This is a genomic window from Pseudomonas sp. CFBP 13719 (assembly GCF_014842095.1).
Taxonomy (GTDB): Bacteria; Pseudomonadota; Gammaproteobacteria; order Pseudomonadales; family Pseudomonadaceae; genus Aquipseudomonas.
Map to the genome: position 1 here is coordinate 70,043 of NZ_JACYVB010000012.1, position 17,232 is coordinate 87,274.

Annotated in this window: 14 protein-coding genes and 2 tRNA genes; 15 read left to right on the forward strand and 1 reads right to left on the reverse strand. The window is 61.0% G+C overall.

Annotated features, from left to right (window positions below; translation table 11 throughout):
- The first annotated feature begins 25 nt into the window (after window positions 1-25).
- From grpE to greA, 7 genes are all read left to right on the forward strand, one after another.
- Window positions 26-592, forward strand: a complete 567-nt coding sequence (gene grpE, locus IFT57_RS25125; RefSeq protein ID WP_122480198.1) for a nucleotide exchange factor GrpE — start codon at window positions 26-28, stop codon at window positions 590-592.
- A 116-nt stretch (window positions 593-708) separates the two neighbouring features.
- Window positions 709-2,628, forward strand: a complete 1,920-nt coding sequence (gene dnaK / locus IFT57_RS25130; protein ID WP_122480197.1) for a molecular chaperone DnaK — start codon at window positions 709-711, stop codon at window positions 2,626-2,628.
- A 187-nt stretch (window positions 2,629-2,815) separates the two neighbouring features.
- Window positions 2,816-3,943, forward strand: a complete 1,128-nt coding sequence (gene dnaJ, locus IFT57_RS25135; protein WP_122480196.1) for a molecular chaperone DnaJ — start codon at window positions 2,816-2,818, stop codon at window positions 3,941-3,943.
- A 17-nt stretch (window positions 3,944-3,960) separates the two neighbouring features.
- Window positions 3,961-4,764 carry a 4-hydroxy-tetrahydrodipicolinate reductase gene (gene dapB / locus IFT57_RS25140; protein WP_122480195.1) on the forward strand — a complete coding sequence of 268 codons (804 nt, stop codon included), beginning with the start codon at window positions 3,961-3,963 and terminating at the stop codon, window positions 4,762-4,764.
- A gap of 326 nt (window positions 4,765-5,090) precedes the next feature.
- On the forward strand, window positions 5,091-6,227 hold the full coding sequence (carA, locus tag IFT57_RS25145; RefSeq protein ID WP_192153049.1) for a glutamine-hydrolyzing carbamoyl-phosphate synthase small subunit: 1,137 nt from the start codon (window positions 5,091-5,093) through the stop codon (window positions 6,225-6,227).
- 125 nt (window positions 6,228-6,352) lie between these two features.
- The gene (gene carB / locus IFT57_RS25150) at window positions 6,353-9,574 is read left to right on the forward strand and encodes a carbamoyl-phosphate synthase large subunit (RefSeq protein ID WP_122714823.1); all 3,222 of its coding nucleotides are present in this window, start codon (window positions 6,353-6,355) and stop codon (window positions 9,572-9,574) included.
- Window positions 9,571-10,047, forward strand: coding sequence for a transcription elongation factor GreA (gene greA / locus IFT57_RS25155; protein ID WP_122480192.1), 477 nt, complete (start codon window positions 9,571-9,573; stop codon window positions 10,045-10,047). Before carB ends, greA begins: the two co-directional genes overlap by 4 nt.
- A gap of 141 nt (window positions 10,048-10,188) precedes the next feature.
- Here greA and IFT57_RS25160 read toward each other — a convergent pair whose 3' ends face one another.
- Window positions 10,189-10,497, reverse strand: coding sequence for a YhbY family RNA-binding protein (locus IFT57_RS25160; RefSeq protein WP_049858703.1), 309 nt, complete (start codon window positions 10,495-10,497; stop codon window positions 10,189-10,191).
- Between the two features lie 100 nt (window positions 10,498-10,597).
- On the opposite strand from IFT57_RS25160, the gene rlmE reads away from it, so the two are divergent.
- The 8 genes from rlmE to IFT57_RS25200 all read left to right on the forward strand — a co-directional run bounded on the left by rlmE (window position 10,598) and on the right by IFT57_RS25200 (window position 17,121).
- Window positions 10,598-11,242 (forward strand): 23S rRNA (uridine(2552)-2'-O)-methyltransferase RlmE, encoded by a 645-nt coding sequence (rlmE, locus tag IFT57_RS25165; protein ID WP_122480191.1) that lies wholly within the window; start codon window positions 10,598-10,600, stop codon window positions 11,240-11,242.
- Between the two features lie 197 nt (window positions 11,243-11,439).
- The gene (ftsH, locus tag IFT57_RS25170) at window positions 11,440-13,350 is read left to right on the forward strand and encodes an ATP-dependent zinc metalloprotease FtsH (protein ID WP_185795388.1); all 1,911 of its coding nucleotides are present in this window, start codon (window positions 11,440-11,442) and stop codon (window positions 13,348-13,350) included.
- 36 nt (window positions 13,351-13,386) lie between these two features.
- Window positions 13,387-14,238: a dihydropteroate synthase gene (gene folP / locus IFT57_RS25175; RefSeq protein WP_122480189.1), complete on the forward strand. Its 852-nt coding sequence runs from the start codon at window positions 13,387-13,389 to the stop codon at window positions 14,236-14,238.
- Window positions 14,239-14,254: 16 nt separating this feature from the next.
- Window positions 14,255-15,595 carry a phosphoglucosamine mutase gene (gene glmM, locus IFT57_RS25180; protein ID WP_122480188.1) on the forward strand — a complete coding sequence of 447 codons (1,341 nt, stop codon included), beginning with the start codon at window positions 14,255-14,257 and terminating at the stop codon, window positions 15,593-15,595.
- 66 nt (window positions 15,596-15,661) lie between these two features.
- Complete coding sequence (gene tpiA, locus IFT57_RS25185) at window positions 15,662-16,417, forward strand: triose-phosphate isomerase (protein WP_192153050.1); 756 nt, start codon at window positions 15,662-15,664, stop codon at window positions 16,415-16,417.
- A gap of 4 nt (window positions 16,418-16,421) precedes the next feature.
- Entirely contained in the window at window positions 16,422-16,808 is a 387-nt protein-coding gene (secG, locus tag IFT57_RS25190; protein WP_122480186.1) for a preprotein translocase subunit SecG, read from the forward strand.
- Window positions 16,809-16,862: 54 nt separating this feature from the next.
- Window positions 16,863-16,948 (forward strand) — tRNA-Leu (locus tag IFT57_RS25195).
- 96 nt (window positions 16,949-17,044) lie between these two features.
- Window positions 17,045-17,121: transfer RNA gene (locus IFT57_RS25200), tRNA-Met, on the forward strand.
- Window positions 17,122-17,232: the final 111 nt, after the last annotated feature.

A 17,232-nucleotide genomic window follows, 5' to 3' on the forward strand; every position in this document is an offset into this window, starting at 1 on the left:
GGACGTTATCGAGAGGAGAGAACCAATGGCTGATGAACAGAATCTGGACGATCAGAATCTAGACGCTAATCAGGCTGCCAGCGCTGGCGCCGAAGACCTCACCGCACGCGTGCAGCTGCTCGAAGAGCAGCTCGCCACTGCTCAGGACCAGTCGCTACGTGTAGCAGCCGACCTGCAGAATGTTCGCCGTCGTGCCGATCAGGACGTGGAAAAGGCGCACAAGTTCGCCCTCGAGAAGTTCGCCGGCGACCTGCTGCCCGTGCTCGACAGCCTCGAGCGCGGTATCGAGCTGTCCAGCGCCGACGACGAAAGCATTCGTCCGATGCGCGAAGGCATGGAGCTGACCCTGAAAATGTTTCAGGACACCCTCAAGCGCTACAACCTGGAAGCCATCGACCCGCACGGCCAGCCATTCAACGCCGAGCATCACCAGGCCATGGCGATGCAGGAAAGCGCGGATGTCGAGCCCAACAGTGTCTTGAAGGTTTTCCAGAAGGGCTATCAGCTCAATGGACGCCTGCTGCGCCCGGCCATGGTCGTGGTCAGCAAGGCCGCCGCACCGGTTTCGCCTTCGATCGACGAGCAGGCTTGAAATCGGCCAAGTGGCCCCCATCTTAGTGTCAAGCGTTTAAGTGCTACCGCAGACAGCCACCACTGCTGCGGCAACCAAATCCAAAATTTTCGGGCCTTAGTGCCAGGAGAAGAAACATGGGCAAGATTATCGGTATCGACCTGGGGACAACCAACTCCTGCGTCTCCATTCTGGAAAACGGCAAGGCCAAGGTCATCGAGAACGCCGAAGGCGCTCGGACCACACCTTCGATCATCGCTTACGCCAACGACGGCGAAATTCTCGTCGGTCAGTCGGCCAAGCGTCAGGCCGTCACCAACCCGCATAACACGCTGTATGCAGTGAAGCGCCTGATCGGCCGTCGTTTCGCCGAAGACGTCGTGCAGAAAGACATTCAGATGGTCCCGTACAAAATTGTCGAAGCCGACAACAAGGACGCCTGGGTCGAAGTCAACGGCCAGAAAATGGCACCGCCGCAGATCTCGGCTGAAATCTTGAAAAAGATGAAGAAGACCGCCGAAGACTACCTCGGCGAAGCAGTCACCGAAGCGGTCATCACCGTGCCGGCCTACTTCAACGACAGCCAGCGTCAGGCCACCAAGGACGCCGGCCGTATTGCCGGTCTGGACGTCAAGCGCATCATCAACGAGCCGACTGCCGCTGCACTGGCATACGGCATGGACAAAGCCAAGGGCGACCACACCGTCATCGTTTATGACCTGGGTGGCGGTACCTTCGACGTGTCCGTGATCGAAATCGCCGAAGTCGATGGCGAGCACCAGTTCGAAGTGTTGGCCACCAACGGCGACACCTTCCTGGGCGGCGAAGACTTCGACATCCGCTTGATCGACTACCTCGTAGACGAATTCAAGAAAGAAAGCGGCATGAACCTCAAGGGTGACCCGCTGGCCATGCAGCGCCTGAAAGAAGCCGCTGAGAAAGCCAAGATCGAGCTGTCCTCGAGCCAGTCGACCGACGTCAACCTGCCGTACATCACTGCAGATGCGACCGGTCCGAAGCACTTGAACGTGAAGATCTCCCGCGCCAAGCTGGAATCGCTGGTCGAAGACCTGGTTCAGCGCACCATCGAGCCTTGCCGCATCGCCATGAAAGACGCCGGTATCGACGTCGGCGCGATCAACGACGTGATCCTGGTCGGCGGTCAGACCCGCATGCCGCTGGTCCAGAAGCTGGTCACCGACTTCTTCGGCAAAGAAGCCCGCAAGGACGTCAACCCTGACGAAGCCGTCGCCATGGGTGCTGCCATCCAGGGCGCCGTACTGGCCGGTGACGTGAAAGACGTGCTGCTGCTCGACGTCAGCCCGCTGACCCTGGGTATCGAAACCATGGGTGGCGTGATGACTGCGCTGATCGAGAAGAACACCACGATTCCTACCAAGAAATCGCAGGTATTCTCGACGGCCGACGACAACCAGGGCGCTGTGACCATTCACGTCCTGCAGGGCGAGCGCAAGCAAGCCGCGCAGAACAAGTCGCTGGGCAAGTTCGACCTGGCCGAGATCCCGCCAGCGCCACGTGGCGTGCCGCAGATCGAAGTGACCTTCGACATCGACGCCAACGGCATCCTGCATGTCGGCGCGAAGGACAAGGCTACCGGCAAGACCCAGTCGATCGTGATCAAGGCCAACTCCGGTCTGTCCGAGGACGAGATTCAGCAGATGGTGCGTGACGCTGAAGTCAACGCCGAAGAAGACCGCAAGTTCGAAGAGCTGGCCGCTGCCCGCAACCAGGGTGATGCACTGGTGCACTCGACGCGCAAGATGGTCGCCGACGCAGGTGACAAGGTCACTGCCGACGAGAAGACCGCCATCGAAGCGGCCGTCGTGGCGCTGGAAGCTGCGGTCAAGGGCGACGACAAGGCGGCCATCGATGCCAAGGTCGAAGAGCTGTCCAAGGTCTCCGCTCCAGTGGCGCAGAAGATGTACGCCGACCAGGCCGAGAAGCCTGAAGGTGCTGCTGCCCAGCCAGCGGAAGAAGCCGGCAAGCACGACGACGTTGTCGATGCCGAGTTCGAAGAAGTCAAAGACAACAAGTAAACACTTGTTGGTCGGCCGGTTGACTGTGCTTGCACGGTGACTGGTAGGATGTCGCCGCGCGGGGGCTTGCTCCCGCGTTGGCGTGTCTGGAATACACGAATTTTAACAACATGCGACAGCGATCGGATGTTGGCGGCGCGGTCAGCGGCGCCCCTGCGTGCTGGCTCCCAAAAGAGTAAAAAGACTTATGGCAAAGCGTGACTATTACGAGGTTCTGGGGGTGGAGCGCGGCTCCAGCGAAGCAGATCTGAAGAAGGCCTATCGCCGCCTCGCGATGAAGCATCACCCGGATCGCAACCCCGACAGCAAGGAGTCGGAAGAAGCCTTCAAAGAGGCCAACGAGGCCTATGAAGTGCTGTCCGATGCAAGCAAGCGCGCGGCGTACGACCAGTATGGTCATGCCGGCGTAGACCCGAGCATGGGGGGCGGTGGCCAGGGTTTCGGCGGCCAGAATTTCTCCGATATCTTCGGCGATGTGTTCAGCGATTTCTTCGGTGGCGGTCGCGGCGGCAATGGCCGCGGTGGCGCCCAGCGTGGCAGCGACCTGCGCTACACCCTCGAACTGAACCTGGAAGAAGCTGTGCGCGGCACCACGGTCAGCATCCGTGTGCCGACGCTGGTCAACTGCAAGCCCTGCGATGGCAGTGGCGCGAAGAAAGGCTCGGCGCCGATCACCTGCCCGACCTGTGGCGGTATCGGCCAGGTGCGCATGCAGCAGGGCTTCTTCTCGGTGCAGCAGACCTGCCCGCGCTGCCATGGCCAGGGCAAGATCATCTCTGACCCGTGCGACTCGTGCCATGGCGAAGGCCGTGTCGAAGAGTACAAGACCCTGTCGGTCAAGGTGCCTTCGGGCGTCGACACCGGTGATCGCATTCGCCTGTCGGGTGAAGGCGAGGCGGGCATGCAGGGTGGCCCGACCGGCGACCTCTACGTGGTGATCAACGTGCGCGAGCACGCGATCTTCCAGCGCGACGGCAAGCACCTGTATTGCGAAGTGCCGATCAGCTTCACCGATGCGGCATTGGGCGGCGAGCTGGAAGTGCCGACCCTCGACGGTCGGGTCAAGCTGAAGATTCCGGAAGGCACCCAGACCGGCAAGCAGTTCCGCCTGCGTGGCAAAGGCGTTGCGCCCGTGCGCGGCGGCGGTGCCGGCGACCTGATGTGCCGGGTGGCGGTAGAAACGCCGGTCAACCTCGACCGTCGTCAGCGTGAGTTGCTGGAAGAATTCCGCACTTCGCTTGAGGGCAACGAATCCCATTCGCCGAAGGCCAATGGTTGGTTCGAGGGTGTGAAGCGTTTCTTCGGCGACCTGTAAGGCATAAGGATTCGAGCATGCGACGTATAGCTGTGATGGGCGCCGCCGGGCGCATGGGCAAGACCTTGATCGAAGCGGTCCAACTGGCGCCCGGCGCCGGTTTGACGGCGGCGGTCGATCGGCCGGACAGCACGTTGGTGGGCGCCGATGCCGGCGAGCTGGCTGCGCTGGGGCGGATCGGCGTACCGCTGTCGGGCGACGTGGCCAAGGTGGCGGAGGAGTTCGATGTGTTGATCGACTTCACCCATCCGACGGTAACGCTGAAGAACCTGGCGTTCTGCCGCAAGGCGGGCAAGGCCATGGTCATCGGCACCACCGGTTTCAGTGCCGAAGAAAAGGCGTTGCTGGCCGAGGCGGGCAAGGATATCCCCATCGTCTTCGCCGCCAACTTCAGTGTCGGCGTCAATCTGTGCCTGAAGTTGCTCGACACCGCTGCGCGCGTGTTGGGCGACGACGTCGATATCGAGATCATGGAAGCCCATCACCGGCACAAGGTCGATGCCCCATCGGGCACGGCCGTGCGCATGGGCGAAGTGATTGCCAGCGCGTTGGGTCGCGATCTGAAAAAGGTGGCGGTGTATGGTCGAGAAGGCCAGACCGGCGCGCGCGAGCGCCAGACCATTGGTTTCGCCACTGTGCGTGCTGGCGACGTGGTGGGTGACCACACCGTGCTGTTCGCCGCTGACGGCGAGCGCGTCGAGATCACCCACAAGGCGTCCAGCCGCATGACGTTCGCCAAGGGAGCGGTACGCGCCGCCCTCTGGCTCGACGGCCGCGCCCCAGGCTTCTACGACATGCAGGACGTGCTGGACCTGCATTGATCCAGCTGCGCCAGGCTCGCTCCTCCCGTAGGAGCGGTCATCGGCTGCGAACCAGACGCCGCGGTCTTGCTGACACACCGCGGTGCCTCTTCGCGGCCGATGACCGCTCCTACAAGGGGGAGGCGGCCCAAAGTCGCATTCCCTCAAGTCTGCACCGCATTCGCGGTAGACCAAAACCCCTCTTTTCTGTAAGCTACAGCTTTAGTGTGTCCACTAAAAGCGCGCAGATAATTCGATGAAAAGAAGCGGGGTGACGTATCCATACGGCATTCCGCTTTTTTACAACCTGCGATCGCCCTTTCAGGCTTTATTTACGGGAGGTCTTCTTGACTAAGCCAGCCATACTCGCCCTTGCCGATGGCAGCATCTTTCGCGGCGAAGCCATTGGAGCCGACGGGCAAACCGTTGGAGAGGTGGTGTTCAACACCGCCATGACCGGCTATCAGGAAATCCTTACCGATCCTTCCTATGCCCAGCAAATCGTCACCCTGACCTACCCCCACATCGGCAACACTGGCACCACCCCGAAAGATGCCGAGTCCGATCGCGTCTGGGCCGCAGGCCTGGTGATCCGCGACCTGCCATTGGTGGCCAGCAACTGGCGTAACACCATGGCCCTGGACGACTACCTGAAAGCCAACAACGTGGTTGCCATCGCCGGCATCGACACCCGCCGCCTGACCCGCATCCTGCGAGAGAAAGGCGCGCAGAACGGCTGCATCATGGCCGGTGACGACATCAGCGAAGAGGCCGCCATTGCCGCCGCGCGCGCCTTCCCCGGCCTCAAGGGCATGGACCTGGCCAAGGAAGTCAGCACCAAGGACACCTACCAGTGGCGCTCCAGTGTCTGGGAGCTGAAATCCGACAGCCACCCCGATGTGCCCAACAGCGAGCTGCCTTACCATGTGGTCGCCTACGACTACGGCGTCAAGGTCAACATCCTGCGCATGCTGGTCGAGCGCGGCTGCCACCTCACCGTGGTACCTGCGCAAACCCCGGCCGCCGACGTGCTGGCGCTCAACCCCGATGGCGTCTTCCTGTCCAACGGCCCTGGCGATCCAGAGCCCTGCGACTACGCTATCCAGGCGATCAAGGAAGTGCTGCAGACCGAGATTCCGGTCTTCGGCATCTGCCTGGGCCACCAGTTGCTGGCCCTGGCCGCCGGCGCCAAGACCGTCAAGATGGGTCATGGTCACCACGGTGCCAACCACCCGGTGCAGGATGTCGACAGCGGCGTGGTGATGATCACCAGCCAGAACCACGGTTTCGCAGTAGATGAAGCGACGTTGCCGAGCAATGTCCGCGCGATCCACAAATCGCTGTTCGATGGCACCCTGCAAGGTATCGAGCTGACCGACAAGGCCGCGTTCAGCTTCCAGGGTCACCCTGAAGCCAGCCCCGGTCCGAACGACGTCTCGCCGCTGTTCGACCGCTTCATCGAATCGATGGCCAAGCGCCGCTGATCACTGTCGGACCCGTGTGTAACGCGCGCCCCGGCTGGCCCCGTCGAAGACGGACAGGCCGCCAGGGCGCCGCCCAATAAAGTTCAGGCGGGCAGCCGGCTGAACTGCGCAATTGAGTGAGAACCATGCCAAAACGTACAGACTTGAAAAGCATCCTGATTCTTGGCGCCGGCCCGATCGTCATCGGCCAGGCCTGCGAATTCGACTACTCCGGCGCCCAGGCCTGCAAGGCCCTGCGCGAAGAGGGTTACCGCGTCATTCTGGTCAACTCCAACCCGGCCACCATCATGACCGACCCGGACATGGCCGACGCCACCTACATCGAACCGATCAAGTGGCAGACCGTGGCCAAGATCATCGAGAAAGAGCGTCCGGACGCCGTGTTGCCGACCATGGGTGGCCAGACTGCCCTGAACTGCGCCCTGGACCTGGAGCGCGAAGGCGTTCTGGCCAAGTTCGGCGTGGAAATGATCGGTGCCAATGCCGACACCATCGACAAGGCCGAAGACCGTTCGCGCTTCGACAAGGCGATGAAGTCCATCGGCCTGGCCTGTCCACGCTCGGGCATCGCCCACAGCATGGAAGAAGCCAACGCCGTGCTGGAGAAGCTCGGCTTCCCGTGCATCATTCGTCCATCGTTCACCATGGGCGGTACCGGCGGCGGTATCGCCTACAACCGTGAAGAGTTCGAAGAGATCTGCGCCCGTGGTCTGGACCTGTCGCCAACCAAGGAACTGCTGATCGACGAATCGCTGATCGGTTGGAAAGAGTACGAGATGGAAGTGGTCCGCGACAAAAAGGACAACTGCATCATCGTCTGTTCCATCGAGAACTTCGACCCGATGGGCGTGCACACCGGTGACTCGATCACCGTCGCACCGGCGCAGACCCTCACCGACAAGGAATACCAGATCCTGCGCAACGCCTCGCTGGCAGTGCTGCGCGAAATCGGCGTGGAAACCGGCGGTTCCAACGTGCAGTTCGGTATCTGCCCGGACACCGGCCGCATGGTCGTGATCGAGATGAACCCGCGCGTGTCGCGTTCCTCGGCATTGGCTTCCAAGGCCACCGGCTTCCCGATCGCCAAGGTCGCGGCCAAGCTGGCCGTCGGCTACACCCTCGACGAACTGCAGAACGACATCACCGGCGGCAAGACCCCGGCGTCGTTCGAGCCGTCGATCGACTACGTCGTCACCAAGCTGCCACGCTTCGCCTTCGAGAAATTCCCGAAAGCCGACGCGCGCCTGACCACCCAGATGAAATCCGTGGGTGAAGTCATGGCCATCGGCCGGACTTTCCAGGAATCGCTGCAGAAAGCCCTGCGCGGCCTGGAAGTGGGCGTCAGTGGCCTGGACCCTAAAGTCGACCTGAGCAGCCCCGAAGCCAACGGCATCCTCAAGCGTGAACTGACCGTGCCGGGCGCCGAGCGCATCTGGTACGTTGCCGACGCCATGCGCGCCGGCATGAGCGTGGACGACATCTTCGCCCTGACCATGATCGACCGTTGGTTCCTGGTGCAGATGGAAGACCTGATCAAGGAAGAAGAGAAGGTCAAGACCCTGGGTCTGGCCGATATCGACAAGGCCTTGATGTTCCGCCTCAAGCGCAAGGGTTTCTCCGACCAGCGTCTGGCCAAGCTGCTGGGCATCACGGACAAGAATCTGCGTCGTCACCGTCACAAGCTGGACGTGTTCCCGGTCTACAAGCGCGTCGACACCTGCGCCGCCGAGTTCGCCACCGACACCGCCTACCTGTACTCCACGTACGAGGAAGAGTGCGAGGCCAACCCGACCGACCGCGACAAGATCATGATCCTGGGCGGTGGCCCGAACCGTATCGGCCAAGGCATCGAGTTCGACTACTGCTGCGTTCACGCGGCCCTGGCCCTGCGCGCCGACGGGTACGAGACCATCATGGTCAACTGCAACCCGGAAACCGTGTCCACCGACTACGACACCTCTGACCGCCTGTACTTCGAGCCATTGACGCTCGAAGACGTGCTGGAAATCGTGCGCGTCGAGAAGCCCAAGGGCGTCATCGTCCAGTACGGCGGCCAGACCCCGCTGAAACTGGCCCGCGCCCTGGAAGAAGCCGGCGTGCCGATCATCGGCACCAGCCCTGATTCCATCGACCGCGCCGAAGACCGCGAGCGCTTCCAGCAGATGGTCCAGCGCCTGAACCTGCTGCAGCCACCGAACGCGACCGTGCGCAGCGAAGAAGAAGCCATTCGCGCTGCTGGCGTGATCGGTTATCCGCTGGTCGTGCGCCCGTCGTACGTGCTCGGCGGCCGCGCCATGGAGATCGTCTACGAACTCGACGAGCTCAAGCGCTACCTGCGTGAAGCCGTACAGGTTTCCAACGACAGCCCGGTGCTGCTCGACCACTTCCTCAACTGCGCCATCGAGATGGACGTGGATGCGGTGTGCGACGGCACCGACGTGGTCATCGGCGCGATCATGCAGCACATCGAGCAGGCCGGTGTTCACTCCGGTGACTCGGCGTGCTCGCTGCCACCGTACTCGCTGCCGGCCCACGTGCAGGACGAAGTGCGCGAGCAGGTCAAGAAGATGGCCCTGGAGCTGGGTGTCATCGGCTTGATGAACGTGCAACTGGCCCTGCAGGGCGACAAGATCTACGTGATCGAAGTCAACCCGCGTGCCTCGCGTACCGTGCCGTTCGTGTCCAAGTGCATCGGCACTTCGCTGGCGATGATTGCCGCACGCGTCATGGCCGGCAAGACCCTGAAGGAAATCGGCTTCACCAAGGAAATCATTCCCAACTTCTACAGCGTCAAGGAAGCGGTGTTCCCGTTCGCCAAGTTCCCTGGCGTCGACCCGATCCTTGGCCCGGAAATGAAATCCACGGGTGAAGTGATGGGTGTCGGTGACACCTTCGGCGAAGCCTTCGCCAAAGCGCAGATGGGCGCCAGCGAAGTGCTGCCGACCGGCGGTACGGCCTTCATCAGCGTGCGTGACGACGACAAGCCGCTGGTGGCTGGCGTGGCCCGCGACCTGATCGCATTGGGCTTCGAAGTGGTTGCCACCGCAGGCACCGCACGCGTCATCGAAGCCGCCGGTTTGAAGGTACGTCGCGTCAACAAGGTGACCGAAGGTCGTCCGCACGTGGTCGACATGATCAAGAACGACGAAGTCACCTTGATCATCAACACCACCGAAGGCCGTCAGTCGATCGCCGATTCTTACTCGATCCGTCGCAACGCCTTGCAGCACAAGATCTACTGCACCACGACCATTGCCGCTGGCGAAGCGATCTGTGAAGCGCTCAAGTTCGGTCCTGAAAAGACCGTGCGCCGTTTGCAGGATCTCCACGCAGGACTCAACGCATGATCAAGTACCCAATGACCGTCCAGGGCCATCGTGCCCTGGAGGAAGAACACGAAAAACTCAGCAAGGTCGAGCGTCCGCGCCTGAGCCAGGCCATCGGTGAGGCGCGCGAGTTGGGCGACCTCAAGGAAAACGCCGAATACCATGCGGCCCGCGAGGAGCAGGGCATGGTCGAGGCGCGTATCCGTGACATCGAGGGGCGCTTGCAGAACGCCGTGGTGATCGACGTCACCACGATTCCGAAAACCGGCAAGGTGATTTTCGGCACGACCGTGGAAATCGCCAATGTCGAAACCGACGAACGCGTGAAGTACAAGATCGTTGGTGAGGACGAAGCCGATATCAAGGGCGGCAAGCTGTCCCATGGCTCGCCCATCGCGCGTGCCCTCATCGCCAAGGAAGAAGGCGACGTGGTCACGGTGAAAACCCCCGGCGGTGTGATCGAGTACGAGATCGTCGAAGTCGCCCACGTTTGATCGGCTACCGTGGCGGCGCGTGAGTGCCGTCATCCGGGCGCTATGGTACTACCGGTATTGGGCGTTACCGGCCTGATGCCGGTAGAGAAGCCGGTGCCCTCGAGGGTGCGCATGGCGCGACCTCGAGGATCGGCACGCGCATCAGCGAAAGCGATGCACGTTCGACAGTTGCTTGTTCACTTGCGGATTCTTGCGGTAAACCAGGGCCATCTTGCCGATGACCTGAACCAGATCGGCACGGCCGACCTTGCACAGCTCGGCAACGGCTTGCAGGCGCTGTTCGCGGTCGAGGATGTTGAGTTTGATCTTGATCAGCTCGTGATCGCTCAAGGCGCGTTCGAATTCTGCTAAAACACCTTCAGTCAAACCATTGTCGGCAACCATCAAAACCGGCTTCAGATGGTGACCAATCGATTTGTACTGTTTCTTCTGCTCTTGAGTGAGCGGCATAATCTGACCCTTCATCTGATCTTGTAAAAAGCGGCGGCCAGTTTACCCGAGCGCCCTCGGCTCCGCCCAGTTAATCACGACCCGTTATTCGAGGTGCCCCGTGGCCCGTTCCAAGACAAGCCTCAATTGGCTGAAAGAACACTTCAACGATCCCTACGTCAAGATGGCGCAGAAAGACGGGTATCGTTCGCGTGCAAGCTACAAGCTGCTGGAAATACAGGAGCGCGACCGCCTGATCCGCCCCGGCATGAGTGTCATCGACCTGGGCGCAGCGCCTGGCGGATGGTCCCAGGTGACCAGTCGTCTGATTGGTGGCCAGGGTCGACTCATTGCGTCCGATATCCTGGAAATGGACAGCATCCCAGATGTCACCTTCATCCAGGGCGACTTCACCGAGGATGCAGTGCTGGCGCAGATCCTCGAAGCTGTCGGTAATTCGCAGGTCGACCTTGTGATTTCCGATATGGCCCCCAATATGAGTGGACTGGCCGCAGTCGACATGCCGCGTGCAATGTTCCTCTGCGAGCTGGCGCTCGACCTGGCCAGCCGGGTGCTGCGTCCGGGCGGGGATTTCCTGATCAAGGTCTTCCAGGGTGAAGGTTTCGACGTGTATCACAAGACCGTTCGGCAGATGTTCGAGAAGGTCCAGATGCGCAAGCCTTCCTCGTCCCGTGACCGTTCGCGCGAGCAGTACCTGCTGGGCCGTGGTTTCAAGGGTGCGGAAAAGCCGGACCATGAGGTCTGAGGCTGTCGATAGCTTTTATTAAATGGCGCGGCATGCTGAGCATAAACGAAGATTACGCAGTCAAAGTTTCACAAAAGGTTACAGACGCCGCCTGCGGAGCCGTAGGCAATGTAGTAAGTTTGGCCGGTGAACATCATGCGAAGCACGCCTGCGCGGGTTGCGGGTAGCAGGCTTCAGAGGGTAGCGAATTGAACGATATGGCAAAGAATCTGATCCTGTGGTTGATCATCGCCGCCGTCCTGGTGACGGTCATGAACAACTTCTCCAGCCCCAATGAGCCGCAGACCCTCAACTATTCCGACTTCATCCAGCAGGTGAAGGACGGCAAGGTCGAGCGCGTTGCCGTGGATGGCTATGTCATTACCGGCAAGCGTACCGATGGCGATGCCTTCAAGACCATCCGGCCTGCCATACAGGACAACGGCCTGATCGGCGACCTGGTGGACAACAAGGTCGTGGTCGAGGGCAAGCAGCCTGAACAGCAAAGCATCTGGACCCAGCTACTGGTAGCCAGCTTCCCGATCCTGGTGATCATCGCGGTGTTCATGTTCTTCATGCGCCAGATGCAAGGCGGGGCGGGTGGCAAGGGCGGCCCGATGAGCTTCGGCAAGAGCAAGGCGCGCCTGCTCTCCGAAGATCAGGTCAAGACCACCCTGGCCGACGTGGCCGGTTGCGACGAAGCGAAGGAGGAAGTCGGCGAACTCGTCGAATTCCTGCGCGATCCAGGCAAGTTCCAGCGCCTGGGCGGTCGCATTCCCCGCGGCGTGCTGATGGTCGGCCCGCCCGGTACTGGTAAGACGCTGCTGGCCAAGGCCATTGCCGGCGAAGCCAAGGTACCGTTCTTCACCATTTCCGGTTCGGACTTCGTCGAGATGTTCGTCGGTGTCGGTGCCAGCCGTGTACGTGACATGTTCGAGCAGGCGAAGAAGCACGCGCCTTGCATCATCTTCATCGACGAAATCGATGCCGTGGGTCGCCATCGTGGCGGCGGCATGGGCGGTGGTCACGACGAGCGCGAGCAGACACTCAACCAGTTGCTGGTCGAAATGGACGGCTTTGAAATGAATGACGGCATAATCGTCATTGCCGCGACCAACCGTCCAGACGTACTCGACGCTGCGCTGCTGCGTCCAGGCCGCTTCGACCGTCAGGTTGTGGTCGGTCTGCCGGACATCCGCGGTCGCGAGCAGATCCTCAAGGTTCACATGAAGAAAGCGCCCTTGGGCGACGACGTGAACCCTGCGGTCATCGCTCGCGGTACACCGGGTTTCTCCGGTGCCGATCTGGCCAACCTGGTCAACGAAGCGTCGCTGTTCGCTGCCCGCAATGGCAAGCGCCTTGTCGAGATGAAGGAATTCGAGCTCGCCAAGGATAAGATCATGATGGGCGCCGAGCGCAAAAACATGGTCATGTCCGAGAAAGAGAAGCAGAACACTGCTTACCACGAAGCGGGCCATGCCATCGTCGGTCGCGTCGTGCCCGAGCACGATCCGGTCTACAAGGTCTCGATCATTCCGCGCGGTCGCGCGCTGGGTGTGACCATGTTCCTGCCCGAAGAGGATCGCTACAGCCTCTCCAAGCGCGCACTGATCAGTCAGATCTGCTCGCTTTACGGTGGTCGTATAGCCGAAGAGATGACACTGGGCTTCGATGGCGTCACCACCGGTGCGTCCAACGACATCATGCGCGCCAGCCAGATCGCTCGAAACATGGTTACCAAGTGGGGCTTGTCCGAGAAGCTGGGGCCATTGCTCTACGCGGAAGACGAAGACCAGGGTTACCTGGGTCGAGGCGGTGGCGGTGGTGCAGCTGCGGTGTCGGGCGAAACTGCCAAGGTGATCGACTCCGAAGTGCGCAGTATCATTGACCAGTGCTACGGCACGGCCAGGCAGATCCTCACGGATAACCGTGACAAGCTGGATGCGATGGCGGACGCGCTGATGAAGTACGAGACGATCGATGCCGATCAGATCGATGACATCATGGCGGGCCGTACACCGCGTGAGCCTCGCGATTGGTCCGGCGGTGGTTCGGGTTCGTCGGGCACGACCATCGCACCGGATCCGCGTCCTGAAACACCCATCGGTGGGCCAGCGGCCGAGGTCTGATACAGACGCCTCAACGCTCGATACCTAAGGTTTGACATGACCCCTTCGCAATACCCCACTCGGTTGCCTTGCGGCAACCGGGTTCTCGATCTGGCCCAGACGCACGTCATGGGCATCCTCAATATCACCCCCGACTCCTTTTCCGATGGTGGCCGCTTCAACCAGCGCGATCTGGCCCTGCGTCATGCGCAGGCGATGGTCGATGCCGGCGCAACCTTGATCGACATCGGTGGCGAATCGACACGCCCAGGCGCTCGAGCTGTGTCTGCGGTGGAAGAACTTGAGCGTGTCGCGCCTTTGGTCGAAGCGATCAACCGCGAACTGGATGTGATCATTTCGGTGGACACCTCCACGCCGGCAGTCATGCGCGAAAGTGCACGGCTCGGCGCCGGTTTGATCAACGACGTGCGCGCGCTGCGCCGTGACGGCGCACTGGACGCTGCTGCGGCCACTGGCCTTCCGGTGTGTTTGATGCACATGGTGGGCGAGCCTGGCACCATGCAGGACCATCCCCACTACGACGACCTGCTGGGCGAGGTGGCAGGCTTTCTGTCCGAACGCATGCACGCCTGTGCTTCGGTCGGCATCCCTGCAGAGCGTATACTGCTCGACCCAGGCTTCGGTTTCGCCAAGTCGCATGCGCACAATCTCAGCCTGTTCAAGCATATGCAGGCGCTGCATGCGCTCGGGCGGCCCTTGCTGGTAGGTGTTTCGCGCAAGAGCATGGTCGGGTTGGCCCTGAACAAGCCGGTGGCTGAGCGCCTCAATGGCAGCTTGGCCCTGGCGGCCTTGGCGATGACCAAGGGTGCGAAGATCTTGCGCGTCCACGATGTGGCCGAAACGATTGATGTCGTTCGGATGATCGCCGCCGTTGAAGCGGCCGAATAAGAATTACGGAGTACTTATGAGCAGGAAATATTTTGGCACCGACGGCATTCGTGGTCGTGTCGGCGAGTACCCGATTACCCCTGATTTCATGCTCAAGCTGGGCTGGGCGGCCGGCATGGCGTTCCGCAAGATGGGCGCCTGCCGCGTGCTGGTCGGCAAGGACACGCGGATCTCCGGCTACATGTTCGAATCGGCGCTGGAGGCCGGTCTGTCTGCGGCCGGCGCCGACGTCCTGTTGCTGGGCCCGATGCCCACGCCCGCCATTGCCTACCTGACGCGTACGTTCCATGCCGAGGCCGGCATCGTCATCAGTGCTTCGCACAATCCGCACGATGACAACGGCATCAAGTTCTTCTCCGGCCAGGGCACCAAGCTGCCCGACGAAGTCGAGTCGATGATCGAAGAGCTCATGGATGCGCCGATGACGGTGGCCGAGTCCAGCAAGCTGGGCAAAGTCTCGCGCATCAACGATGCCGCCGGCCGCTACATCGAGTTCTGCAAGAGCAGCGTGCCCACCACGACTGACTTCGCCGGCCTCAAGCTGGTGATCGATTGTGCCCATGGCGCCACCTACAAGGTCGCACCCAATGTCTTTCGCGAGCTGGGCGCACAGGTCACCGTGCTGTCTGCCGCGCCCGATGGCCTGAACATCAACGACAATTGCGGCTCGACCCACATGGAAGCGTTGCAGGCTGCCGTGCTGATAGGCCATGCCGACCTGGGCATCGCCTTCGACGGAGACGGTGACCGCGTATTGATGGTCGACCATACGGGCGCCATCGTCGATGGTGACGACTTGCTGTTCATCATCGCCCGCGATCTCCACGAGCGCGGCAAGCTGCACGGTGGCGTGGTCGGTACCCTGATGAGCAATCTTGGCCTTGAGCTGGCCTTCCAGGACCTGTCCATCCCATTCGTTCGCGCCAGCGTTGGCGACCGCTACGTGATGGCCGAGCTCAAGGAGCGCGACTGGCAGCTGGGTGGCGAGAATTCCGGGCACATCGTCTGCTGCCATCACACCACCACGGGCGATGCGATCATCGCTGCGCTGCAGGTGCTGCTGGCCCTCAAACGCCGTGACGAAACCCTTGCACACGCCCGTCAGGGGCTGCGCAAGTGCCCTCAGGTATTGGTCAACGTGCGTTTTGCCGGTGGCGACGTCAATCCGGTCGAGCACCCCTCTGTCAAGGAAGCCTGCGCGCGGGTGACCGAGGCCATGGGTGGTCGTGGGCGCGTGCTGTTGCGCAAGTCCGGGACCGAGCCGCTGGTGCGGGTAATGGTCGAGGGCGACGACGAAAAAGTCGTGCGTGGCTACGCCGATGAGCTTGCCAGGCTGGTGAGTGAAGTTTGCGCCTGAATACGGCTTGCCAGTGAACGTTGCGTTGGGTAACATCTGCGCCCACTTTGATCGACGAGGTACAGCATGCGTCGCCCCATGGTAGCTGGTAACTGGAAAATGCACGGTACCCGCGCCAGCGTCGCCGAGCTGATCAAGGGTCTGTCCGAACAGTCCTTGCCCGACTCTGTCGAGGTTGCGGTGTTCCCGCCCCTGTTGTTCGTCGACCATGTGGTCGAGGGTCTGCAGGGCAGCCGCATCGCTGTCGGTGCGCAGAACTGCGCGGTTCAGGCCGAGCAAGGTGCATTGACCGGCGAAACCGCCTCGAGCCAGTTGGTCGATGCCGGTTGTTCGCTGGTTCTGATCGGTCACTCCGAGCGTCGCCAGGTCATCGGCGAAGGCGAGCAGCAACTGATCGAGAAATTCCGCGCCGCACAAGCGGCCGGCCTGACGCCAGTGCTTTGCATGGGGGAAACCCTTGAAGAGCGCGAAGCCGGTCAGACTTTGGAAATTGTAGGTCGTCAGCTGGGCAGCGTCATTGCAGCCTTGGGTATCGAAGCCTTCACCCATGCGGTGATTGCCTACGAGCCGGTCTGGGCTATTGGCACCGGGCTGACTGCCACGCCGCAACAGGCTCAGGATGTGCACGCCGCCATCCGGGCTCAGTTGACGGCAGAAGATGCCAAGGTCGCACAAGCTGTGCGGCTGTTGTACGGCGGTAGCGTCAAAGCGGCCAATGCGGCCGAACTGTTCGGCATGCCGGATATCGATGGGGGCCTCATTGGTGGTGCTTCCCTGAATGCAGATGATTTCGGTGCGATCTGTCGCGCCGCGGGAAACTGAGAAAATGCTGGAAACAGTCGTAGTCGTTCTTCATCTGTTGGGTGCACTGAGCGTTGTCGCTCTGGTTTTGCTGCAACAGGGCAAAGGTGCGGACGCTGGCGCGTCATTCGGGGCAGGTGCATCAAATACTGTCTTCGGAAGCCAAGGTTCCTCTACCTTTCTTAGTAAGTTTACTGCTATACTTGCCGCCTGTTTCTTCATAACCAGCTTGGGTTTAGGTTACTTTGCTAAAGAGAAAGCTCAACAGCTGACTCAAGTAGGTTTGCCAGATCCAGCGGTCATCGAAGCACCTAGGCAAAAGCCGGCAGCAGATGATGTTCCGGTGCTCCAAGAGCAAAAGACCGACGTAGCTCCTGCTACCGACGTTCCTCAGGCTCAAGGGCAAAAGTGATACTCGCAAGAGTGTCAGGGTTACAAAAGCGGTAAGGGTTTCACACGTTGTATTGCCGAGGTGGTGGAATTGGTAGACACGCAACCTTGAGGTGGTTGTGCCCATAGGGTGTAGGGGTTCGAGTCCCCTTCTCGGTACCAATTATCAGGAGAGCCCGCTGTTGCGGGCTTTCTTGTCGGTGGAAGCTTGGATTGACCCAAAACGGGTTCGGTCGTATACTTTCGCCCCAGCTTTGTCGCGGGATGGAGCAGTCTGGTAGCTCGTCGGGCTCATAACCCGAAGGTCGTTGGTTCAAATCCAGCTCCCGCAACCAGTTTTAGCAAAGCCCCTTTTCAAAGGGGCTTTTTGTTAGCTGGACAGTTCTTAGCGCCGGTATTCAACGGCGTATCCGGGATGGGCGCTTCGCCCATTTTTTATTTGCACA